The sequence below is a fragment of the Sulfitobacter marinus genome (genome assembly GCF_900116285.1).
GTDB classification, from domain to species: Bacteria; Pseudomonadota; Alphaproteobacteria; order Rhodobacterales; family Rhodobacteraceae; genus Sulfitobacter; species Sulfitobacter marinus.
Map to the genome: position 1 here is coordinate 879,168 of NZ_FPAJ01000001.1, position 22,810 is coordinate 901,977.

Below are 22,810 nucleotides of genomic sequence, written 5' to 3' on the forward strand. Positions count from 1 at the left end.
GCTTGACGTGGTGTATGTTGGTGTGTCAGAAAGTTTTCATGGGGATTTCCGCGAACGCCCCGTGAGGCGCCAGCCAGAAGTTCGCATGTTTCCGCTATGAAAGGATGCATGCTATGGCTGCTCTGAATGGAATTACCGTCCCGCAACTGTTGCGCCTGATCGGCACAACTGATGCGCCCGTGCTGGTTGATATTTGCACAGACTCTGATTTCAACGAAGATCCCTATCTGATCCCCGGTGCCATTCGGCACACCCATAAAGATGTTGCAGGCCTAAAGGACATTCTGGCCGGGCGGCCTTGCGTCATAATCTGTGCAAGAGGCATCAAACTGGGCCAAGGGCTCGCGGCGCGGCTGCGCGCTGATGGCATTGCCGCGGAATATCTGGCGGGCGGCATGCAGGCGTGGCGCGATCACCCCGACACTGTGCGTGTTCCCGCTGCTGCCCTGCCCGAGCCTGTGGACGGCGCGAGCCTGTGGGTGACCCGCCACCGGCCCAAGATCGACCGCATTGCCTGCCCATGGTTGATCCGGCGTTTTGTCGATCCGGCTGCGCGGTTCTTGTTCGTTTCGCCAAGCGAAGTGCTGGCGGTGGCAGATCGCTTTGGAGCGGTGCCCTTTGATGTTGAAGGGGTCGCGTTTTCCCATCAGGGAGAGAACTGCACCTTTGACACAATGCTGGACGTGTTTGAACTGCATTGCGCGCCATTGGATCAACTGGCCTTGGTCATACGAGCCGCCGATACCAACCGCCATGATCTGGCCCCCGAGGCGGCCGGGCTGTTGGCCTTGTCTGTGGGGTTGTCCCGCCAGTTTAAAGAGGACCAAGACCAGTTGGCGCAGGGTTTGCTGATGTATGATGCATTGTTTCGTTGGGCCCGCGACGGCGCAGGTGAAACCCATGACTGGCCCGGGGATCGCAGCGCATGAGCGCGCCAAGCTGGTCTCGCATGGGGCAGGTTTTCGGAAGGATTGGCCTGCTGTCCTTCGGCGGGCCTGCCGCCCAAATCGCGCTGATGCACCGGGAATTGGTGGAAAAGCACGGCTGGCTGACCGAGGCCGCATATCTGCGGGCGCTGTCGCTGTGCATGTTGTTGCCCGGACCCGAAGCCATGCAACTGGCTACCTATGCAGGCTGGCGATTGCGCGGGACGGCGGGCGGGCTGTTGGCGGGGCTTCTGTTTGTGGTGCCCGGCGCGGTGGTGATTGGCATATTGGCCTTGGGTTATGCCTATTACGGCCAGCTGCCCCTGGTTCAGGCCGCGTTTCTGGGCATCAAAGCCGCCGTGATCATCGTGGTTTTCCAAGCGCTTAGAAAGGTCGCGGCAAAGGCATTGACCGGCACCGAAGGTTGGGTGCTGGCGCTTGCATCTTTTGCGGCGCTTTTCATCTTGGGGCTGCCTTTCCCGTTGATCATCCTCGCCGCGGGACTGTGGGGCTTTAGCCGTCAATCCGGGCCGGTTGAACCGGTGGATGCCCCGTCTGCGGGGGCCGCCAGACCGCTGAAGACCGGATTGATTTGGGGCGCGCTATGGGCCGCGCCGCTGCTGCTGGTTTGGGCCATGGGGCAGGAGTTTCTGCTGCAACTGGGTTTGTTTTTCTCAAAGCTGGCGGTGGTGACGTTTGGCGGTGCCTATGCGGTTTTAGCCTATATGACCCAAAGCGTTGTGCAAGATTACGGCTGGATCACCACCCAGCAGATGATCGATGCGTTGGGTCTGGCCGAAACCACCCCCGGCCCGCTGATTTTAGTGACCGAATTTGTCGCCCTGCTGGCCGGATTCGCGCAAAGTGGCGTCACCGGTGCGATCGTGGCTGGTCTATTGGCGCTGTGGGTGACCTTTACCCCGTGTTTTCTTTGGATATTCCTTGCGGGCCCCTATCTTGAAGCGATTTCGACACAACCGCGTCTTGGATCTGCCCTGCGCGCCATTACCGCCGCTGTCGTCGGGGTGATCGGTAATCTTTCTGTGTGGTTTGGCCTGCATGTCCTGTTTGGAAAGGTTATACCCGCCGGCATTCTGGCGATGCCCTTGCCGGTCTGGTCCAGCTTTAACCTTACGGCGATGATCCTGACCGGGTTGGCTGGCATATTAATGCTTGTTCTCGGACGCGGATTTGTCTTCACCATGGCTGTGCTCGGTGCCGCAGCGCTTGTTCCTGCCCTCGTTGGGTAAATCCTGCGGGACCCATTTTAAATCTGCTTCAGGTTGCCCCTTTTCACTGATGCTAAATGGCGTATGCTAGCTCTAACAACTTTGGGAGTTAGACAGGTACAATGAGCCGAAGCATTGAGTATGGCAATCTGATGCACGACGCCATGCGCGGACTGATCCGGCAGGTGCTTTTGGACGTGGCAGCGAATGGTTTGCCCGGAAATCATCATTTTTTCATCACCTTCGACACCGAACATCCCGATGCAGAGTTGGCTGATTGGCTCTCTGACCGCTATCCCGGCGAGATGACCGTAGTCATGCAACATTGGTATGACAAGCTTGAGGTCACAGACGAGGGATTCTCGGTAACGCTCAACTTTGGCGACGCGCCAGAGCCGATGTATATCCCCTATGACGCGATCCGCACATTCGTTGACCCCTCTGTCGAGTTTGGCCTGAAATTCGAGCAACAAGAGAGCGTCGAAGACGATGACGCGGATCTGACCCAACAAGACGAAAGCGAGCTTGAGGTCGCTGAAGACACGCCCAAGGCTGCCGAAATCGTGTCTTTGGACAGTTTTCGCAAATAACTTGGCAGATTGCAGTGGCGTTAGCGCCATCGCTTGATTGCGCCGCGCCCCCGCGCAGGCTAAACCCTGATCCAACATATTGCCAAGATCAGGAGCCTGCACATGGCCGATACACGCACAGAAACAGACAGCTTTGGCCCGTTGGAAGTCCCTTCCGATAAATATTGGGGGGCGCAGACCCAGCGGTCGATCATCAATTTCCCCATTGGTTGGGAAAAACAGCCGGTGCCGATCATCCGCGCCTTGGGTGTGGTGAAGAAAGCCTGTGCGATGGAGAACCTCAAGCAAGGCGGGCTGAGCGCCGAGGTTGGCAACGCGATTGTCGCCGCGGCCTCCGAAGTGATTGACGGCAAGTTCGACGATAACTTTCCCTTGGTTGTGTGGCAGACAGGTTCTGGCACCCAGTCGAACATGAACGCGAACGAAGTTATCTCGAACCGTGCCATCGAAATGCTGGGCGGCGAAATGGGGTCTAAGACACCCGTTCACCCCAATGATCACTGTAACATGGGGCAATCGTCCAACGATACATTCCCCACGGCGATGCATGTGGCGATTGCCATGCAGGCCCGTGATGTGTTGCTGCCCGGCTTGCAAAAGCTGCACGATGCGCTGGCCGCCAAATCGGAAGATTTCAAGGACATCATCAAGATCGGCCGCACCCACACCCAGGACGCGACGCCACTGACGCTGGGCCAGGAATTTTCCGGCTACGCGCATCAGGTCGCCAAAGGCATTGAACGCGTCAACGCCTGCCTGCCCGACATCTACGAGCTGGCCCAAGGCGGCACAGCGGTCGGTACCGGTTTGAACACCAAAAAAGGCTGGGCGGAGGCGGTCGCCGCGCACATGGCGCAGATCACCGACCTGCCCTTTGTCACGGCACCAAACAAGTTTGAATCGCTGGCCGCCCATGACGCGATGGTCATGTTCTCGGGCGCGTTGAAAACCGTTGCGGGATCGCTGTTCAAGATCGCCAATGACATGCGTTTGCTGGGCTCCGGCCCGCGGTCCGGTCTGGGCGAGCTGATCTTGCCGGAGAACGAGCCGGGATCATCGATCATGCCGGGCAAGGTGAACCCCACGCAGGCCGAAGCGCTGACAATGGTCTGCGCCCATGTCATGGGTAATGACGCCGCCGTTGGCTTTGCTGGATCGCAGGGCCATTTTGAGCTGAACGTCTATAACCCGATGATGAGCTATAACGTATTGCAATCCATGCAGCTTTTGGGTGATAGCGCGTCGGCGTTCACGGACAATATGGTTGTCGGCACGCAAGCCAATGTCGAACGCATCGACAAGCTGATGAAAGAAAGCCTGATGCTGGTAACGGCCCTCGCGCCGACCATTGGTTACGACAACGCGACCAAGGTTGCCAAAACCGCCCACAAGAACGGCACGACCCTCAAGGAAGAAGCAATCGCCTTGGGCTTTGTTGATGCAGAAACATTCGACCGCGTGGTGCGGCCGGAGCAAATGATCGGACCAAAAGAATGAGCGCCCCCATTAACCTCAATAAGGTCAAGAAAGAGCGCAACCGCGCGTCTCGCAAGGCCCGCGCTGATGAAAATTCAGTGCAATTCGGTCAAAGCAAGGACCAAAAAGAGGTGCTGAAAGAACGTCTGGCGCAAATCTCGCGCAATCTGGAAGCCCATAAGCGCGAGACATGAGCGCGCGGCCTGTCAAACATTCGGTGACCCTACGGGGTCACCGAACATCGATCTCTCTCGAAGATGAATTCTGGAGTGAGTTCAAGGAAATCGCCGCGGATCTTAATCTTCCGATCAATGCGCTTGTGACGAAAATTGATGCAGATCGTGGAATGGAAGCCGGCCTTGCCTCGGCTATTCGGGTCTTTGTTCTGCGGAGCTTAAAGGAACGTTTACCAACGTCGGAATAACGTTTCGTATGATACTGGCACGCCCTTCCCCCTTATCCCCCAATCAATGGGTTCTAGATTTATTCAGTTCTAAATCTGCGCGTAGCGGCGGTGTGATACGCCGCAAAATGCGGGACATTGAACGATATGTGGGGAAAGCAGAATTCGAGCAGGAATTAATGCGCCGCGGATTTCACGCGGTAGAGAACGCGGGCCAGCTCGTGATTTTCTGTAATCAGGAACCGGTCCGCGTTGTTCTGTAGACGTTTTCTTTGAAAGAAAACGGTTCGGAATTTTTGAAAAATTCCGTCTTGTTACGCCACTGATGCTTTGTAAATCTTGTCGATGTTTGCGCCCAATGCAGCGTTAAATTCTGCATCCGTCATCTTCACGTTCAACCCTTCGGTCAAAGCACGCGAAAAGCTTGCGATCATCTTCCTATTTTTGCTCAGACGTGCGCTGGCATCATCGGTCGAATAGCCCCCCGACAGTGCAACAACCCGCAAAACATTCGGCAAGTCAGCAAGATCATCATACAACCCTGCTTTCTCGGGCAGTGTCAGCTTTAGCATCACAATTTGATCCGGACCCAACAAGGCAAGCTGGTTTTCCAACTCCGTTTTCAGTATATCCTCGCAGTCCGTTTTACTATCGGAATGAATGTTCACCTCGGGCTCGATAATCGGCACCAAACCTGCGGCGCAGACGGCTTTTGCGACCTCGAATTGCTGTGCAACCACTTCGCGGATGCCATATGCATTGGCCGATTGGATCACAGAGCGTTCTTTCGTACCGAAAATCCCGGCCGCCTTGGCCCGCTTCAATAATGCATCCAGATCGGGCATCGGTTTGAGAAGTTGAACGCCATTTGCTTCGTCCTCAAGGCCCTTATCGATCTTTAGAAACGGCACGACGCCGCGATCATTCCACAAAACATCGGCGACGGGTTTACCATTGATTGTATCGTCCATCGTGCGTTCAAACAGGATCGCACCCAGAACTTTGTCGCTGGTGAAATCATCTGCGAGGATAATCCGCGCGCGCATGTCATGCATCGCTTGAAACATTTCCGCGTCGCCAGAATAATCCGACGGTTCAACGCCGTACAAGCTAAGCGCCTTTGGCGTTGACCCACCGGACTGGTCCAATGCGGCAACAAAGCCGTTGCCGGTTGCCATCTGTGTGCGTTGTGCGTCTGTCGTGCTCATGGTGGTTCGGCCCTTACTGATTCCGTTTTGCATGGTTTAATGCATCTCAACGCGCGATGATATATCGTTAGCGTCGGACAAGACGCAGCCAAATGCCGTTCTGTGACCTTACCGTCAGATGTGCGACCGGCACGGGCAGTTTTGATGCAACCGCCGCGACCCGATAGTCACGCAAAAGACGCGACAGGATCAACGGCCCTTCGATCATCGCGAAACCCGCCCCCGGGCAGACACGTGGCCCCGCGCTAAAGGGCAGATAGGCCTCGCGCTGACATTTCTGCCCGTTTTCGCTGTGCCACCGCATGGGATCAAAGCCATCGGGATTGTCCCACAAACGTTCCTGCCGATGCAGATGCCAGGGGCTGATCACGATTTGCGCGCCCGTTTTAACGTCACGGCCCCGGAACTGCTCCGGACAGGTTGCCTCTCGGACCATCATAGGCACCGGAGGATAAAGCCGCAGCGTCTCTCGGAACACATCCCGGCTCAGGCGGAGCTTGGACATAACAGCGAAGTCGCAGATATCGATTTGCTGCGCTTCTTCGGCCAATTTATCCTGCCAGTCAGTGTGCGTGGCCATCAAATACAACGCCCACGCCAGCGCCGATGCGCTGGTCTCGTGCCCCGCTAGGAAAAAGATCGCGACCTGATCGACCATTTCTTGGGTGCTAAAGGTGCCGCCGTCCTCGGGGTCGACAGTTGTCATGATCTTGGTGGCCAGATCCTCTGGCGCGGTGCCTTTTGCAATCTCGACCATCCGCGCTTCGGTCAGCTCTGTGATCAAGCGCCGGATCTTCGCCGCACTTGATTTTGTGTCTTTGCGAAACAAACGCGGCAACCAGCGCGGCAATGGGATAAATGCCGCGATGTTCAGGATCGGCTGGCTACGTTGATAGGTTTTGAACTCTTCAAACACCTCGCGCGCCAGATGATGTTCGATAGGCAATGAAAACAGCGTGCGAAAAATCACATCAGCCGCGGCGTGGCTGGTTTCCGCTTCGATCTCAATTACTTGGCCCGCTTGCGGCTCCAGCCGCTTGGCCATCGCCTCGGCCGCCTCCCACATGGCGGGAAAGCTGCTGCGCAACCGCCCCCCTTCAAAGGCAGGATCGATAATGCGCCGCTGACGTTTCCATGTTTTACCATTGGTCAAAAACACAGAGTTCCCCAGCAAAACCCGCAGCCCTTCGCCAATGCGGTTCGATTTGGGAAAGTCATCAGGCCGGTCTTTTAGCACGGTTTTGATCAGATCAGGCTGGTTGATCAGATAGCTGCGGAAAAACGGCGTCTTAAACTCGGCCATCCAAGCACGGTACAAACGGACAGGTTGCGCCGACAGGATGTCGCGCCGAAACAGCTTGGCATAGCGCCACAGGGACACCTTATCAGGCCTACTGTCTGGTTTGGGCGGCTGGGTCATGGCGTAACCGAGGTGAATTTATTCACCGGTTTCACGATACGCGACTTTGACGCGGGCCGGTCCGCATAGCGTTCAGCAAGCGTTTTTGGCCCCGCCGTGATCTGAAAGTAATCATAGTCTTTGGGCGCATCGAATGCGCAAAGGTACTGAAAATGCAGATGAAAAAACCGCCAGCGTAATTCCTTCCAACGTGCAGGGCTGAGCGATTGGGTAAACGCCGCCGAAAAGACCAACGGCCATTTCTGATTTTCCGGTGCGACACCGGACACCGCCACGGGGTCGCACAGCGCAAAGGAGCAACCGTCGCCCGGAGCTGTCACGTCGATCCAGGTCAGTTCGTCCCGCTGCGACAAATACCGCAGGTCGGCGCGTAACCGATGAGCGTCACGCAGAAACGATACCATCGGCACCACCTGCCCCAGTGTCAGAAACCCCAACTTGGGACCCTTGTCAGGCACCGCCCCCGCCCGCACCAGATCGGCCAGAACGGACACACCCAAATGCGCGCCCGAGGAATGACCGACCACCAACACCTCATCCACATCGGATTTCAACGCCTCGGCAATTGCCGTGCCGAACTGAGTCATTCGCGCCTCAAGCGCGGGCGGGTTCGCGCCGCGCAAGGCAGCGCCATAGGCGAAATCATGCATCAGATAGTGGGCGTAGAACCTGCCGTCCCGTTTCTTGAACCCGCTCAACACCGCCCATCCCACAACCACACTAACCGCCGCTGCAAGGCCCCTGGTCCAAAAGGGTCCGCCGAAATAGGTCAGCGCGGCATAGGCCAACGCCCCGATCAGAACGGCAACCGCCAACTGCAACAACAACATCCCCACAGGGTAAAGCGCTGCAATCACGGGACCTTTGCGCAGTTGCATCAACCGCCACAACGCGCCGGACGCGATATATACCCATGCAGTGCGGATCAATTGCGCATAGGTCGCCAAAATCGAATTGTGCATCGACACGCGCACGATGTCGGACCACACCAACACCTCAACCTGCGCATTCACCTGCGCCCCGTCGATTTCGGCATCAACGACCCAGCCATAAATACCCTTGGTGGTTTTCGGCTTTAGCCCGATTTCATAACCGGAAATCCGCGCCTGATCCCCGGATTCCTTGCGGTATAATTCGCGGTAGCGACGGGGATGGATCGGGTCATAGCCCGGAATGTAGAACACCCGGCGCCGTTTGACTGATTGATCGATTTCTGCGGCCATGTCCCACCTGTCGTTAGCCGCAGCTTAGACAGGTTTTTAGCCAAGTGTAAGGTGTCTAGCCCAGTGATCCGAGTGCAGGAAAGCTTTCGAGTAGCCAGAATGAAAACGCCGAGAAAGCACCGGTCAGCAGCGCGACGCCGACGGCGATCAACAGCAATCCCATGATCCGTTCGATCAGCTTCATATAGGGTTTGATCCGGTTCATCAGCAGCGTAGCGCGGGTGATGAACATCGCGGCCAGCAAGAACGGAATGCCAAGCCCCGCCGCATAGACCCCCAGCAGCAAGGTACCGCGTGCCACCGATGCCTCGGACGCGGCAAGCGACAGGATCGCCCCCAGTTGCGGCCCGATGCAAGGCGTCCAGCCAAAGGCAAATGCAAGGCCCAACACATAGGCCCCAAAGGACGATCCGCCCTTGTCACCTGCATCCAATCGCGCCTCTTGATCCAGAAACGGAATGCGGAAGACGCCCAGAAAATGCAGGCCAAAAATGATCACTACAATGCCGGACACGCGGGCGAAAAGCAGTTGATTTTGCAAGAAAAATGCACCGAATGCCGACGCGGTAAAGCCGAGGATCAAAAAGACTGTGCTAAGCCCCATGACAAAGAACAGCGCTGCAATGATCGCCTTGCGCCGCGCTGATCCGACGGCGGACATATCGTTTAGGGTGACGCCGCTCATATAGGCCAGATAGGGCGGTACAATCGGCAAGACGCAAGGGCTGAGGAAACTGATAATCCCCGCCGTCAATGCGATGAAAATGGCGGGCAGCAGGCCAGCGTCAATCAGATCAATTCCAAACATATCGCATCTTTACTGCGCTTTGGCGGTGGCGTCACGCGTTGTTGCGCGGCGGCCTGTCACAAGGTTGTGGACGCTTTGAAACATCTGCCTTATCTGAGACTTATGAATGATGAACATATCCTTGATGCGACCGGGCTGCTGTGCCCCCTGCCCGTGCTCAAAGCGCGCAAGCGGTTGCAGGCGATCCCGTCGGGCGGCGTATTGGAAGTTCAGGCTGATGATCCTGCCGCGATCATCGATATCCCGCATTTTTGCGCCGAGGCAGGGCATGATCTGATCCGTCAGGATTTGGATACGACCCCGCAGACCTATGTGATCCGCAAGAAATAGCCCCCAAATGCAAAAGGCAGACCCGAAGGCCTGCCTTTTCAGTATTTTGTCAGCTTACGAGCCGCCCAATGACCACCAACCGCGCCGTCTTGGCTTGGCGGGTTTTCCCTCGACCTTTTCAGGCGCTGGCGCAGCGGTCTGGTCGGGGACCTCTTCCACTGCCGGTGCGGGTGCCACCTCTTGCGTTGGCGGTACCTCGACTGGCGCTTCAATCGGAACCTCAACCGGTGCCGGTGTTGGCTCTACCGGCGCAGGCTCGGGCGCTGGAACCGGCGTTGGCTCCGGCTTTGGTTTCGACTTTCTAGCTGGCTTTTTCTCCGGCTTGTCGTCGGATTTGCCGTCGGCTTTGTCTTCCTCTGCAACCTTGGGCTTGCGCGTGCGGGTTCGCTTTTTAGGCGTGGGCTTTTCTTCGGCCGCTTCCTCGGCCGCGTCTGTCGCTTCAGCACTCACTGTCGCATCGGCGCTATCGGCCTCCGCTGCGACGTCGGCCTTGGGCTTGCGGGGCCGACGGGTACGCTTGGGCTTTTCAGCAGCTTCGGGTTTTGCCTCGGTTGCGTCAGCGTCAGCGGTTTTTTCAGCCGCATCATCTGCCTTGGCACCAGCATCGCTATCGTCGGGCTTGGCCTCAGCAGGCTGGTTATCGTCCGACGTTGCGCTTTCAGCGCCGTTGTTCTCACCGTTTGCAGCATCATCCCCGTTGGATTTACCACCGCGACGACGGCGACGGCGGCGACGGCGTTTTGGTTTACCCTCGCCCTCGTTATCCTCACCGTCATTGTCATGCGCGCGGCCATTGCCACGGTTCGCCGGTTGATCTTCGTTCGCGCCTTCATCAGCGTCTACGGTCTCGGCCTCTTGTTCGTCGATTTCATCCATCAGGCTAGTATCGACCGACACGACATGTTCGATTTGTGCAACCACACGTGTGGCCGTTTTGAACTTTTCGATCTTGAAATCGGGGCTGACCAATGTCGGGTCGCCTTCGATGCGCACGGACATGCCATAGCGGCCCTCGATATGGGCGATATGCTCACGCTTTTGGTTCATCAAGAAGTTGGCGATACCGACAGGCGCTGTCACCAACACCTCGCGGGACCGTTTGCGTGTCCCCTCTTCTTCGATCTCGCGCAGGATCGACAGGGCAAGGTTGTCATCCGACCGGATCAACCCTGTGCCGTGGCACACGTGGCAGGGCTGGGTCGTTGCCTCGATCATGCCGGGGCGCAGACGTTGGCGGGACATTTCCATCAAACCAAAGCCCGAGATTCGGCCCACCTGGATGCGCGCACGGTCGGTTTTCAACTTGTCCTTCATCATCTTTTCGACGGCGATGTTATTCCGGCGCTCGTCCATATCGATAAAGTCGATGACAATCAGACCAGCCAGATCGCGCAGACGCAATTGACGGGCAACCTCGGCGGCGGCCTCAAGGTTTGTCTTGGTCGCTGTCTGTTCGATCGAACCTTCTTTGGTGGCACGACCCGAGTTGACGTCGATTGCAACCAAGGCTTCGGTCACGCCGATCACGATATAGCCCCCCGACGGCAATTGTACCGTTGGGTTGAACATACCCGAAAGATAGCTTTCGACCTGATAGCGCGCGAACAACGGCAATGAATCACTGTAGAGCTTCACGTTTTTCGCGTGGGACGGCATGATCATTTTCATGAAGTCCTTGGCAATGCGGTAGCCGCGCTCGCCTTCGACAAATACTTCGTCGATATCGCGGTTATAAAGATCGCGAATCGACCGTTTGATCAGGTCGCCCTCTTCATAGATTTTCGCAGGCGCGATTGATTTCAACGTCAGCTCGCGAATTTGCTCCCACAGGCGTTGCAGATATTCATAGTCACGCTTGATCTCGGCCTTGGTGCGCTGAGCACCGGCGGTCCGGACAATTAGGCCCGCGCCCTTGGGCACCTGAATTTCGTTTGCGATCTCTTTCAGCTTCTTGCGGTCTGCGGCGTTGGTGATCTTGCGGCTGATCCCGCCCCCACGTGCGGTGTTGGGCATCAAGACGCAATAACGGCCTGCCAGCGACAAATAGGTGGTCAAGGCAGCGCCTTTGTTGCCGCGCTCTTCTTTGACGACCTGAATCAACAGGATTTGACGTACTTTTACGACTTCCTGAATTTTATAGCGCTTCGGGCGTGGCTTGCGCGCCGGACGCAGGTCTTCCTGGTCGTCATCATCCGCAACAGATTCGATGCTGTCATCTTTTGAAGATGCGTCTTTGGCTTTCGCTTCGGGCTCGTCATCGTCGCCATCTACATCGGCGTCGCTGTCGTCAGCATCCGAAGATGCCTCATCCTGATCGGGTTCTTCAACGGGCGTCTCGGCGACACGCTCCATCGGAGAGGACCCTTCCTCGTCGTCCAGATCAACGGTTTCCATACCGTCGATTTGATCGCTATCCGCATCCTTGGTGGCCACGGCATCTTCGCTTACCGTGTCTTCGGCTTTGGCCTTGCTGCGGCTGCGTGACCGGGTGCGGCGCTTGGGTTTTTCGTCGTCCTCGTCCTTGGCGGCTTGCGCTTCGGCATAGGCACGTTCTTCCTCCATCAGCGCGATACGGTCGGCGACGGGGATTTGGTAATAGTCAGGGTGAATTTCCGAGAACGCCAGGAAACCATGGCGATTTCCACCATAATCCACAAAGGCCGCCTGCAATGAAGGCTCTACCCGCGTGACTTTCGCGAGGTAGATGTTGCCAGCTAGCTGGCGTTTATTCTCTGATTCAAAGTCGAATTCCTCGACCTTGTTTCCGTCAACCACAACAACGCGAGTTTCCTCAGCGTGGGTGGCATCGATAAGCATTTTCTTAGGCATAAATCCATTTTGCACAGCTGCGCACGCAGGTGTCCGGGTGGGGCACCTCGCGGCAGGGTATGTCTTGTCAGGGCGATAGGTGACGCGGCTAAAACAGGGCCCAAAAGGCCGCCTGTTTGTCTGCTCGTGGCGTCTGCGCGCGTCATCGCGGTTCTTCTCCGACGTGAAAGGCACCTTGGCGCGGTTCACATCCATTAATTACTGCTTTTGATCAGGGCCTTGGCCCATGCCATCCGTCAGCGGTTCTCTGGCCTTTTTTAAGGGCCTTATCGGTCTGCCTGGACACCGGTTTGCCGGGTAACCGAGGCAGCGAAACTGTCAAAGGGTCTGCGATTGCGTCTGTAACGCAATCAGCCCTGTACCCAATTAAAGGTAGAAGCGGGCAAATGACAATGGTCAATCGCGTTTGGAGCGATTTGGTATGGGCCATTGCGCGGCCAAAAGTGCCATTGCTTGACATCACGTCTGCGTGTGGGAAACACTCGTATCAGGCCTGTTGGTCGATATTGGGATTGGACCTACGGTGGGGCTTGCCCCGAAAATAAGGAAGATAAGATGCACGTTTCCCTGCGCTTTGCGCTTTGCCTGCCATTCATGGTGCTTACCGCTTGCGAAGATATGGCTGTTGCAAACGACCCTGCAGCGCGCGCCGAACTAAAGGCCCACAGAAGCTGCCTTCGCGCTGTTGAAAAACACACCGGTGTTTCAGGCGGTGTGATCAACACGACGATCCCAATCGTCGAGACGCGCCAATATATCATCAACGTGCCGGGCATCGCGCCCTGGACCTGCTATACCGATGAAAACGGTGCCGCAAAGCAGTTGATCGAGACGCGGCTGTAACCTCGCGCGTCTAATCTGGGTTTAGGCAAAACGATCAACGTTCAGAGATAATCCGAGCGCTGCAATCCGTATTTCGCCATCTTTTCATTCAAGGTCCGGCGCGGCAGGCATAATTCGTCCATCACGGATGCGATTGACCCTTTGTGGCGGCGCATGGTGTTGTCGATCAGCATCCGCTCGAATGCTTCAACATATTCCTTGAGCGGTTTACCGTCCGTGGTCATCACCGGCTGCATTTCCTCGTGATCGGTCATCAGCAGCGATGCGATTGACCCCGATCCGCGCCGCGATTGCAGCACCGCACGCTCCGCCACATTGATCAGCTGGCGCACATTGCCGGGCCATGGGGCCTGCAACAGTTGCGCAGCTTCCTGCGCGGATACTTGCGGCGCATCGCAACCGTATTCATCGGCAAACTCTTCGCTCAGCCGTGTGAACAGGGTCAGAATATCCTCACCACGCTGGCGCAAGGGCGGCACGGTGATACGCAACGCCGCCAACCGATAGAATAGATCCGGGCGCAGCGCGTCCTCCGACGTACGCCCCGCCTCTTGCAGGTTCGAGATCGCGACAATCCGCGTTTCGGCCGGGGTGCCTTGTTCGTTGATCGCACTTAACAGCCGCGCTTGCAGCGTCTCGCTCAGCGCCTCGATCCCCTCAAGCACCAGCGTGCCGCCGCGGGCTTCCTCAATCGCGGGCAATTGCGCGTCTTCGGGCATCATCGGGCCAAACAGGCGTTTGCTCAGGGCGTCTTCCTCAAGCGCGGCACAGCTGACCAGCACAAATTTCTTGCCCGCACGTGACCCGACCGCATGGAGCGCATGGGCGACCAGTGTCTTGCCCGTCCCGGTTTCACCGTCGATCAACACGTGACCGTCGGCTTGCCCCAGATCAAGGATATCCTCGCGCAGACGTTCCATCACCGGCGACCCGCCGATCAGCTTTTTCATCAGCTGGGTGCCGTCGGACAATTCCCGACGCAGGGCACGGTTGTCCATCACCAGACGCCGCGCGCTGGTGGCTTTCTTTGCCAGCTCGCTCATCCGGTCGGGATTAAAGGGTTTCTCAAGGAAGTCGAACGCTCCCACGCGCATTGCCTCAACCGCCATTGGGACATCGCCGTGACCAGTGATCATGATCACCGGCAGCGCGCTGTCACTGCCCATCAGCTTTTTCAGGAACTCCATCCCGCCCATGCCGGGCATCTTGATGTCGGAAATCACGATGCCGGGGTAATCCGGCCCCAGCTTTTTCAACGCATCTTCCGCGCTTGGGAAGGTTTCAGTGTCGTATCCTGACAACGCCAACCATTGGCTGATCGATTGCCGCATGTCCTGTTCATCATCAACAATCGCGATTTTCATTGCCTGAGCCATAATTTACTCTGCCGCCTGTGTGTTATCTGTGCTGGCCATAATGGGCAGCTGCATTTCAAAGACCGCGCCGCCATTTTGGCCGTTGCGCGCTGTCAGCCTGCCCCCCAATTCGGTGACAATACCGGATGAGATCGCAAGCCCTAGCCCAACTCCATCGCCGGGCTGCTTGGTTGTGTAAAACGGTTCGAACAACGCATCGAGATCCTCGATGCCCGGGCCGTTATCCCGCACAGTCAAGGTGGCGGTCTCGCCCGCCGAAAGCATAATCTCGACCTGTGGGTTACGTTCTGACTTGGTGGCATCCAACGCATTGCGCAAGAGATTGACCAACACTTGTTCCACCCGCATCCGGTCGCCCATCACCCGCACGGGCGCATCAGGCAAGATGCGGTTGATATGTACCTGACGCTGTCGCAATTGTGGTTCCATCATCGACAGCGACGATGCCAGCGCATCACGCATATCAAAGGGCGAGAAACTCTCTTGCCCTTTGCGTGCATAGCTTTTGAGTTGCCGGGTGATCGCCCCCATCCGTTCAATCAGATCGTCAATTCGGCCAAAAGACGACAACGCCTCATCCGTGCGGTTACGCCTGATCAACAACCGCGCGCCTGCCAGATAGGTTTTCATCGCCGCGAGCGGTTGGTTTAACTCGTGACTGACCGCGGCTGACATCTCGCCCAAGGCTGCCAATTTGCTTGACTGCTCAAGGGTTTGCTCGGCTACGGCCAAAGTTTCTTGCATACGCTTGCGCTCGGCAATTTCCCGTTGCAAGGCCGCGTTCAGCGCCCGCAGTTCAGTGGATTCGCGCTGGAACAAGGCCGCCCTGCCAGCGGTTTGCCGGCTTAGCGCATAGAATGTCAGGGCCAGCAAGATCGCGAAGCCCATCACCTCAAGCGCCAGAACGCCATTCACCTTTTCACGCACCGACGCATAGGTCGTATAGCTGGTAATCCGCCAGCCGCGAAACGGAATACGCGAGGAAAGCCGCATCACGGCCTCGCCCTGTAGATAGGCATCGGGGGGCAAGGCCGTCCAATCTGCTGTGGCTTTGATCGCGCGTTCAATCGCGCTTTGCGGGGTCTGGTTCGACAGCGCCTCGGTCTCGGTCAGGCCGCGCCAACGGGGCTCGGTCGCCATGATGATGTTACCAGTGCTGTCGGTCACGATCACCGCATCCGAAATACCGGCCCAAGCACGTTCAAACCGTTGCAAATCCACCTCGGCTGCAATCACCCCAAGGGTCGCGCCACCCTGTTGGATGCGCCGCGAATAAAAGAACTGATAACCGCCGGTTTCGCGCGGAATAACGCTGAATACTGTGGAGTTTGAACGTAAAGCATCCACAAAATACGCATCCGTACGGTGCGTTGCGCCCAAACGATTACGATCCGTCGCCGCCACCATCCGCCCATCGATGTCATACAGCATCAAAGACGCCGCGCCGATTTCTTCAACAAATGAGATCAAGCGCTGCGTGGACAGGGAATAATCGGCCTGGATCAAGGCCTGGATCAACGTGGGGTCCCGCGCCAGCAGCTGCGGCACAATCGCATTCTGCCGCAATTCAGCCAGCAGGTTACCACTGTATAATGCAATCCGCAGTTCGGCTCGGTTACGGGTGCTGTCGGTGAACCTGTCCGTCAGCAGCTTGTTTGTGATCGCAATCGTGGCAACCGCAATCACCAATAAGATCGCCAAAGCCAGCCGCAAACGCCAGCTGACTGATATAGGATAGGCGCTAGGGGGCGTTGATTGGCTCATTACCCCAATCTACGCAACCTCGGCCATGCACTCAAGTCACGCTGTGACCAGTGCACCCGCCAATGCGCGGAAGAGCGCCACCCCGTCGGTGCCACCATGCACAGGGTCGGCCCGGCGCTCGGGGTGCGGCATCATGCCAAGCACGCGCCGGTTGGCCGACAAGATGCCCGCAATATCAGCCTGCGCGCCGTTCGGGTTGTCCTCATAGGTAAAGGCAACACGGTCCTCTGCCAGCAACTCGGTGATGGTATCGGAATCCGCGTAATAGTTGCCATCGTGATGCGCGATGGGAATATCGATCACGGCACCGGCGTTATAACCGGATGTGAAATCACTATCCGACGTGGCAACCTTCAGTCCCACTGTCTTGCAGATGTATTTCAAACCGGCATTGCGCAGCAACGCGCCCGGCAACAGACCGGTTTCCGTCAATACCTGAAAGCCGTTGCAGATCCCCATGACATAGCCGCCACGCTCCGCATGTGCAGCCACTTCGCGGCAGATCGGTGAATTCGCCGCAATCGCCCCGCAGCGCAGGTAATCACCATAGGAAAAACCGCCAGGTACGCCGACGATATCGACACCAGAGGGCAGTTCCGTGTCCTTGTGCCAAACCATCGAAACCTTGGCCCCGGCGGCCTCGAATGCAACCGCCAGATCACGGTCACAGTTGGAACCCGGAAAAACGACGACGGCTGCATGCATCAGATCATCTCCACGCTGTAGGATTCGATCACCGTATTGGCCAACAGCTTCTCGCACATCGCCTCAACATCGGCCTCGGTCACGCCTGCATCCAGATCAAGCTCAATCACCTTGCCCTGACGCACGCCTTTGACCCCGTCAAAGCCCATGGCCCCAAGCGCATGGCGCACGGCCTCGCCTTGCGGATCCAGAACACCGTTCTTCAACATCACATGCACCCGTGCTTTCATGGCGCGTCCCCCTGCTTCATTTTGCAAAATAAACTCATATCCGACGCCTGCCTCAATTGATCAACGTCGGTTTCATCATCGGTGTCGACGTCTTGGGCATCACCCCCAAACGCCGTGCGACTTCGGTATAGGCATCTGCCAGCGCGCCTGGGTCGCGGCGAAACACATCCTTATCCAGCTTTTGGCCGGTTTCCATATCCCACAAGCGGCAGCTGTCCGGGCTGATCTCGTCTGCGATGATCAAACGCTGGAAATCACCGTCATAGACGCGGCCAACCTCGATCTTGAAATCCAGCAGCCGGATGCCGACGGCCATCATCACGCCGGACATGAAATCATTGACGCGCAAGGACAGGCTCAGGATGTCTTCCATATCCTGCTGGCCCGCCCAACCAAAGGCCGCGATATGTTCCTCGGTGACCAGCGGGTTCCCGAGTTCGTTGTTTTTGTAGTGGTATTCAACGATAGGGCGCGGCAATTGCATGCTTTCTTCGATCCCTAGCCGCTTTGAAAAACTTCCCGCGGCATAGTTGCGCACGACGATTTCCAGCGGAACAATCTCGGCCTGACGGATCAATTGCTCGCGCATGTTCAGACGTTTGATGAAATGGGTCGGTACACCGATGCTGTTCAGCCCGGTCATGAAAAACTCGGACAACCGGTTATTCAACACACCCTTGCCTTCGATCACGGCCTGTTTGCCGGACCCGATAGAGGCAGTGTCATCCTTGAAATACTGGACAATCGTCCCCGGCTCCGGCCCCTCGTACAGGATCTTGGCATTGCCTTCATAGATTTTGGTGCGACGGGCCATGCGCATACCTTCCAGACATCAGGCGAACGGCAGGGGCCGTCGGGCCTTTGAGGTGTCACATAGTCCAACCATCCCTTTCGCGCAAGCGTATGACCTGCAGTGCCGCACCGCTGCCAACACTTGTGGCAGGCCGAAACCATTCCCATCTATTAATCACCCAAGTCACATTTTCAGGAGAACACATATGTCGACCTTTAATGACCGTGAGAACGCCTTTGAAAACAAGTTCGCACACGATTCGGAAATGCAGTTCAAAGCCGAGGCGCGGCGAAACAAATTGCTGGGTCTTTGGGCAGCGGGTTTGCTCGGCAAGACAGGCGATGATGCATCCGCCTATGCCGCCGAGGTTGTGAAGTCAGATTTTGAAGAAGCCGGCGAAGAAGACGTCTATCGTAAAGTTTCCGGCGATCTGGGCAGCCGCGCAGACGAGGCGACAATTCGCGCCAAGATGGCCGAGCTGACGACCGAGGCCAAGGCGCAGCTGATGCAGGACCTAAGCTAACCCACCACGACATCGTAGAAAAACAAGCGCGCCTTTGAGTTAAATCTGGGGCGCGTTTTTTGGTGATCTTAACTTATTGGAAGGATGCCGGCCTCATATTCCGGCCCACGTTGGGTCGGGGAACACAACCATGATTAAATGGCTTCTTTCGGGGCAAGGCGCGCGCGCTGCGCAGCTTGCCGTCTCGGTTGCAATTGGCGCGGTGTGCTTGTGGGTCTTGACCGGTCAGCTGTCTGCGGGGTTCTGGCGGGATGTTACCGCCGAATTGCGCGGCCTTGATCCGTTGTCTGTCGTGCTGGCGGCCTGCTGCACAGGTCTCAGCTTTCTTGCGCTTGGCCGCTACGACGCGGTGGCGCACCGTCATTTGGGAACCGGTACGCCAACCTTGCAGGCTTGCGGTGCGGGCACCATCGCCATTGCTTTGGCGCAGACCCTCGGCCTCGGGGTGCTGACCGGTGCGCTTGCACGCTGGCGCATGTTGCCCGATATCTCGATGGCGATGGCCCTGCGTCTGTCGGTTTTTGTCTGCCTGACATTCATGGTGGCATTGCTGGTTGTGGCGGCTGTGGCCTGCCTTATCTTTCCGGCACCGGCCTTCATGTTCTGGCCTTCTGTCATTGTTGTCACCACCCTGCCCGCCGCGGTGACTGGCCTGTATCTCTGTCCTGTAATTTCTCTGGGCCGCTTCAAGTTTCGCCTGCCCAGTCTGCGTGCGCTCGCCTCGATCTTGCTGTGGACGGTAATTGATCTGCTGGCCGCTGCAACGGCGCTATACCTGCTTATTCCGGGGGGCGAGATATCTTTTACCGTTGTACTTCCCCTGTTTCTGATCGCCCTCGGCTCGGCATTGCTCAGCGGGACACCGGGGGGTGTTGGGCCATTTGAATTGGTGTTTTTCGCCGCCCTTCCGGGGGGCGACGCGGTGCCGGTTCTGACCGGGATCATCGCCTTTCGTGCAATTTACTATGCAGTACCGGCGTTGATCGCGATGGCGCTGATGCTAAAGCCCTATACCCGCAGCCACGAGACAAAATCCCACGCAATAGGTGATATCTCAACCGCCCCAAGGGCCGAAGTTGGCGTGATCCGGCAGAACGGTGGTTTTATTGCAGATCACAGCGCCCTTTGGCCCTGCAGCCAAACGCTTTGCGCCCTGTTTGACCCGCTGACGGGCGACGCACAGGACCCTATTGCGACGGTTTCAACCCAAGCGCGTGACCGAAACCTGATCCCGGCCCTATATAAATGCTCTGCCCGCACTGCGCTACCGGCCCGTCAAAAAGGCTGGTTTGTTTCCCATGTCGCGGACGAGGCTGTCGTGAATCCAATAAAGTTTGCCACCACCACCGCCCCATTTCGAAGCCTGCGCCGCAAGCTGCGTGCCGCTGACAAGGCACAGATAATCATATCGCAGCCAGCGCACCTGCCCCTGCCTGACATGGCTCGCATTGATCATCGTTGGCAGCAGACCCGTGGCGGCGCGCGTGGCGGAACGATGGGGATATTCGCCCCGGAATATGTGGCCCATCAACAAGTGTATCTGGCACATCACAAGGGCCGCCTTGTCGCCTTTGCCAGCTTTCACCGCACCAGCCGCGAATGGTGCCTTGACCTGATGCGTCAGGATCCGGACGCCCCAGATGGCACCATGCACACGCTTGTTCACGCCGCAATCCGCGATGCCGCGAGCCAAGGCATTGCCCGTCTCAGCCTTGCTGCCGTGCCAGCCTGCCCCGATCCTTCCTCGGCACTAATGGTTAAGCTGTCTCAGATCGTGGTGCGCAAAATGGGCGGGCCGGGTCTGCGCCAGTTCAAATCAAACTTCCGCCCCAACTGGCAGCCGCTCTATGCTGCGGCCCCAAACCGCGCGCTGCTTACGCTTGCCTTGGTGGATATCGCCCGCGCCGTTCACCGGCCCGGCCGCCCTCCGAATGATAGCCAATCTCATTACGATGATGAAAATTATGAGGTTGCCCCACGTTTAGCATCGTGAGATGACGCGAAATCACATCTTTTTGCGGAGCCTTTCATGTCAAATCCTCTTACCGATCTTCTGGCTGAAAAAGGCACGCTGCTGGCGGATGGTGCCACTGGCACAAACCTGTTCAACATGGGGCTGATGTCTGGTGACGCGCCCGAAATGTGGAACACGGACGAGCCGCAAAATATCATCAAACTCTATAAAGGTGCCGTTGAGTCAGGCAGCGATATCTTCCTGACCAATTCCTTTGGCGCGAATGCATCGCGGCTGAAACTGCACGGCGCGGAAAAACGCGCGCATGAGCTAAGCCGCGTTTCCGCCGAATTGGCCCGCGAAGTGGCAGACACCGCAGGACGCAAGGTGATCGTCGCAGGCTCCGTCGGTCCCACCGGCGAGATTATGGAACCCGTAGGCCCCTTGACCCACGCGCTGGCCGTCGAGATGTTTCACGAGACCGCTGATGGCCTAAAGGCTGGCGGTGCCGATGTGGGCTGGCTTGAAACAATCAGCGCCCCCGAAGAATACCGCGCCGCTGCCGAAGGGTTCAAACTGGCCGGTCTCGATTGGGTTGGCACGATGAGCTTTGACACAGCCGGACGCACCATGATGGGCATGACATCTGCGGCCATGGTCGACATGGTTCACGAACTTGAAAACATGCCGCTGGCCTATGGCGCAAACTGCGGCACAGGTGCGTCAGACGTGTTGCGCACGGTTTTGGGCTTTGCCGCCAAGGGCATGCCAACCCCGATCGTGTCCAAGGGCAATGCGGGCATCCCAAAATATGTCGAAGGCCACATCCACTATGACGGCACGCCCGAATTGATGGCCGATTACGCTGAACTGGCCCGCAATTGCGGCGCGTCCATCATCGGCGGCTGCTGCGGCACCATGCCCGAACATCTGGTGCATATGCGCGCGGCCCTTGATAGCCGCCCCAAAGGTGACGCACCCAGCTTGGAACAAATCGTCGAAGCCTTGGGCCCGTTTTCGTCAGCCAGCGATGGCACTGATGGCGAAGGTCCGGTACGCGCCCCCCGCCGCGGCCGCCGCGGTTCAAAAACCAGCTAAAACAAATCCAACTGCGCGCTTGCCCGTTTGGGCGGGCGAAACAGATCACAGCGCATGGGCGGCAATAGCGTGGAAAGCCCCAGCCGTTTGACCGCCAGATCAAAGCGTTGCGCGATGATCTGGGCATAGGGGCCTTCGCCGCGCATGCGGGTATGCCAATTGGCGTCATATTCCTTGCCGCCGTGCATTTCGCGCAAACGCGACATAATGCGCTCCGCCCGATCCGGGTAATGCTGCTGCAGCCAATCTTGCATCAACATCGACACTTCGCGGGGCAAGCGCAGCATAATCCAGCTGGCAGATTGCGCCCCCGCATCACGCCCCGCTTGCAAAATCGCCTCCAACTCAGGGTCGGTCAACGCAGGCACAAGCGGCGAGGCCATGACCCGCACCGGAATATCGGCATTTGCCAGCCTCTCAATGATCTGCAATCTGCGTTTTGGCGCGGGCACCCGCGGTTCCATCAACCGGCCAAGCTTCGCATCAAGCGTGGTAACCGAAACCCCAACCCGCACCAGCTCCCGCTGCGCCATGTCCGCCAAAATATCAATGTCCCGCTCAATCAGGCTTCCCTTGGTGACAATCGCCACGGGATGATTCACCTCTGACAAAACCTCAAGCAACCGCCGCATGATCTGGTGATCTTTCTCGATCGGCTGATAGGGATCGGTGTTCGTTCCAATCGCGATCGGGGCAACCTGATAGCGTTTGCCTGCCAATTCGCGGCGCAACACATCCGGCGCGTCGGGCCGCGCAATCAGCCGGGTTTCAAAATCCAGACCCGGCGACATTCCCAGATACGCATGGCTGGGCCGGGCAAAACAGTAAACACACCCGTGTTCGCATCCCCGATATGGATTAATCGACCTGTCAAACGGCAAATCCGGCGACCGATTATAGCTGATCACACTGCGCGGTATTTCCACGCTGACCTGGGTCCGCAACACGGGCAAAGGATCATCATCGCCCGCCCATCCGTCATCAATTGCAGTGGTGGAAAACCGTTCAAACCGCCCCGCGTGGTTTGACGATGTACCCCGCCCAGCAAGTTTAAATCTGATGTCCTCACGATCCATTAAAAT

Annotated in this window: 22 protein-coding genes; 11 read left to right on the forward strand and 11 right to left on the reverse strand. The window is 57.4% G+C overall.

Annotated features, from left to right (window positions below; genetic code table 11):
• Positions 1 to 113: 113 nt before the first annotated feature.
• The 6 genes from BM347_RS04330 (at position 114) to BM347_RS04355 (ending at position 4,645) form a co-directional block, all read left to right on the forward strand.
• Positions 114 to 929: a chromate resistance protein ChrB domain-containing protein gene (locus BM347_RS04330; protein ID WP_093915138.1), complete on the forward strand. Its 816-nt coding sequence runs from the start codon at positions 114 to 116 to the stop codon at positions 927 to 929.
• Entirely contained in the window at positions 926 to 2,176 is a 1,251-nt protein-coding gene (chrA, locus tag BM347_RS04335) for a chromate efflux transporter (RefSeq protein ID WP_093915139.1), read from the forward strand. The genes BM347_RS04330 and chrA overlap by 4 nt, the downstream gene beginning before the upstream one ends.
• A 101-nt stretch (positions 2,177 to 2,277) precedes the next feature.
• Entirely contained in the window at positions 2,278 to 2,745 is a 468-nt protein-coding gene (locus BM347_RS04340) for an SspB family protein (RefSeq protein WP_093915140.1), read from the forward strand.
• Between the two features lie 102 nt (positions 2,746 to 2,847).
• Complete coding sequence (gene fumC, locus BM347_RS04345) at positions 2,848 to 4,242, forward strand: class II fumarate hydratase (RefSeq protein ID WP_093915141.1); 1,395 nt, start codon at positions 2,848 to 2,850, stop codon at positions 4,240 to 4,242.
• Positions 4,239 to 4,415 carry a DUF4169 family protein gene (locus BM347_RS04350; RefSeq protein ID WP_093915142.1) on the forward strand — a complete coding sequence of 59 codons (177 nt, stop codon included), beginning with the start codon at positions 4,239 to 4,241 and terminating at the stop codon, positions 4,413 to 4,415. The genes fumC and BM347_RS04350 overlap by 4 nt, the downstream gene beginning before the upstream one ends.
• Complete coding sequence (locus BM347_RS04355) at positions 4,412 to 4,645, forward strand: ribbon-helix-helix domain-containing protein (RefSeq protein ID WP_093915143.1); 234 nt, start codon at positions 4,412 to 4,414, stop codon at positions 4,643 to 4,645. Before BM347_RS04350 ends, BM347_RS04355 begins: the two co-directional genes overlap by 4 nt.
• A gap of 293 nt (positions 4,646 to 4,938) precedes the next feature.
• Here the strand turns inward: BM347_RS04355 and BM347_RS04365 are convergent, their stop codons facing one another.
• The 4 genes from BM347_RS04365 to BM347_RS04380 all read right to left on the reverse strand — a co-directional run bounded on the left by BM347_RS04365 (position 4,939) and on the right by BM347_RS04380 (position 9,283).
• Positions 4,939 to 5,832 (reverse strand): fructose bisphosphate aldolase, encoded by an 894-nt coding sequence (locus tag BM347_RS04365; protein WP_093915426.1) that lies wholly within the window; start codon positions 5,830 to 5,832, stop codon positions 4,939 to 4,941.
• A 67-nt stretch (positions 5,833 to 5,899) separates the two neighbouring features.
• Positions 5,900 to 7,252: a cytochrome P450 gene (locus tag BM347_RS04370; protein ID WP_093915145.1), complete on the reverse strand. Its 1,353-nt coding sequence runs from the start codon at positions 7,250 to 7,252 to the stop codon at positions 5,900 to 5,902.
• Complete coding sequence (locus BM347_RS04375; RefSeq protein ID WP_093915146.1) at positions 7,249 to 8,475, reverse strand: hypothetical protein; 1,227 nt, start codon at positions 8,473 to 8,475, stop codon at positions 7,249 to 7,251. The genes BM347_RS04370 and BM347_RS04375 overlap by 4 nt, the downstream gene beginning before the upstream one ends.
• Before the next feature lie 55 nt (positions 8,476 to 8,530).
• Positions 8,531 to 9,283, reverse strand: a complete 753-nt coding sequence (locus BM347_RS04380) for a cytochrome c biogenesis CcdA family protein (RefSeq protein WP_093915147.1) — start codon at positions 9,281 to 9,283, stop codon at positions 8,531 to 8,533.
• 102 nt (positions 9,284 to 9,385) lie between these two features.
• Here BM347_RS04380 and BM347_RS04385 point away from each other — a divergent pair, with 102 nt between their 5' ends.
• Positions 9,386 to 9,613 (forward strand): sulfurtransferase TusA family protein, encoded by a 228-nt coding sequence (locus tag BM347_RS04385; protein WP_093915148.1) that lies wholly within the window; start codon positions 9,386 to 9,388, stop codon positions 9,611 to 9,613.
• A gap of 54 nt (positions 9,614 to 9,667) precedes the next feature.
• Here BM347_RS04385 and BM347_RS04390 read toward each other — a convergent pair whose 3' ends face one another.
• A complete protein-coding gene (locus tag BM347_RS04390) occupies positions 9,668 to 12,442 on the reverse strand; it encodes an Rne/Rng family ribonuclease (protein ID WP_093915427.1) in 2,775 nt (924 codons plus the stop codon).
• Between the two features lie 555 nt (positions 12,443 to 12,997).
• Between BM347_RS04390 and BM347_RS04395 the strand changes: the two genes are divergently transcribed.
• On the forward strand, positions 12,998 to 13,285 hold the full coding sequence (locus BM347_RS04395; RefSeq protein WP_093915149.1) for a hypothetical protein: 288 nt from the start codon (positions 12,998 to 13,000) through the stop codon (positions 13,283 to 13,285).
• 41 nt (positions 13,286 to 13,326) lie between these two features.
• On the opposite strand, the gene BM347_RS04400 is transcribed toward BM347_RS04395, so the two are convergent.
• The 5 genes from BM347_RS04400 to purC are packed head-to-tail and all read right to left on the reverse strand — an operon-like array spanning position 13,327 to position 18,174.
• Complete coding sequence (locus tag BM347_RS04400) at positions 13,327 to 14,661, reverse strand: sigma-54-dependent transcriptional regulator (protein WP_093915150.1); 1,335 nt, start codon at positions 14,659 to 14,661, stop codon at positions 13,327 to 13,329.
• A gap of 3 nt (positions 14,662 to 14,664) precedes the next feature.
• Entirely contained in the window at positions 14,665 to 16,425 is a 1,761-nt protein-coding gene (locus BM347_RS04405) for a sensor histidine kinase (RefSeq protein WP_093915151.1), read from the reverse strand.
• Between the two features lie 36 nt (positions 16,426 to 16,461).
• Entirely contained in the window at positions 16,462 to 17,130 is a 669-nt protein-coding gene (purQ, locus tag BM347_RS04410; RefSeq protein WP_093915152.1) for a phosphoribosylformylglycinamidine synthase subunit PurQ, read from the reverse strand.
• Positions 17,130 to 17,360, reverse strand: coding sequence for a phosphoribosylformylglycinamidine synthase subunit PurS (gene purS, locus BM347_RS04415; RefSeq protein WP_093915153.1), 231 nt, complete (start codon positions 17,358 to 17,360; stop codon positions 17,130 to 17,132). The genes purQ and purS overlap by 1 nt, the downstream gene beginning before the upstream one ends.
• Positions 17,361 to 17,412: 52 nt before the next feature.
• A complete protein-coding gene (gene purC / locus BM347_RS04420; protein WP_093915428.1) occupies positions 17,413 to 18,174 on the reverse strand; it encodes a phosphoribosylaminoimidazolesuccinocarboxamide synthase in 762 nt (253 codons plus the stop codon).
• A 184-nt stretch (positions 18,175 to 18,358) separates the two neighbouring features.
• Here purC and BM347_RS04425 point away from each other — a divergent pair, with 184 nt between their 5' ends.
• The 3 genes from BM347_RS04425 (at position 18,359) to bmt (ending at position 21,728) form a co-directional block, all read left to right on the forward strand.
• Positions 18,359 to 18,676: a DUF1476 domain-containing protein gene (locus tag BM347_RS04425; RefSeq protein ID WP_093915154.1), complete on the forward strand. Its 318-nt coding sequence runs from the start codon at positions 18,359 to 18,361 to the stop codon at positions 18,674 to 18,676.
• 130 nt (positions 18,677 to 18,806) lie between these two features.
• Positions 18,807 to 20,669 (forward strand): phosphatidylglycerol lysyltransferase domain-containing protein, encoded by a 1,863-nt coding sequence (locus BM347_RS04430; protein ID WP_093915155.1) that lies wholly within the window; start codon positions 18,807 to 18,809, stop codon positions 20,667 to 20,669.
• A 36-nt stretch (positions 20,670 to 20,705) separates the two neighbouring features.
• Entirely contained in the window at positions 20,706 to 21,728 is a 1,023-nt protein-coding gene (gene bmt / locus BM347_RS04435; protein WP_093915156.1) for a betaine--homocysteine S-methyltransferase, read from the forward strand.
• Here bmt and BM347_RS04440 read toward each other — a convergent pair.
• A complete protein-coding gene (locus tag BM347_RS04440) occupies positions 21,725 to 22,804 on the reverse strand; it encodes a PA0069 family radical SAM protein (protein WP_093915157.1) in 1,080 nt (359 codons plus the stop codon). The genes bmt and BM347_RS04440 overlap by 4 nt on opposite strands.
• Positions 22,805 to 22,810 lie beyond the last annotated feature (6 nt).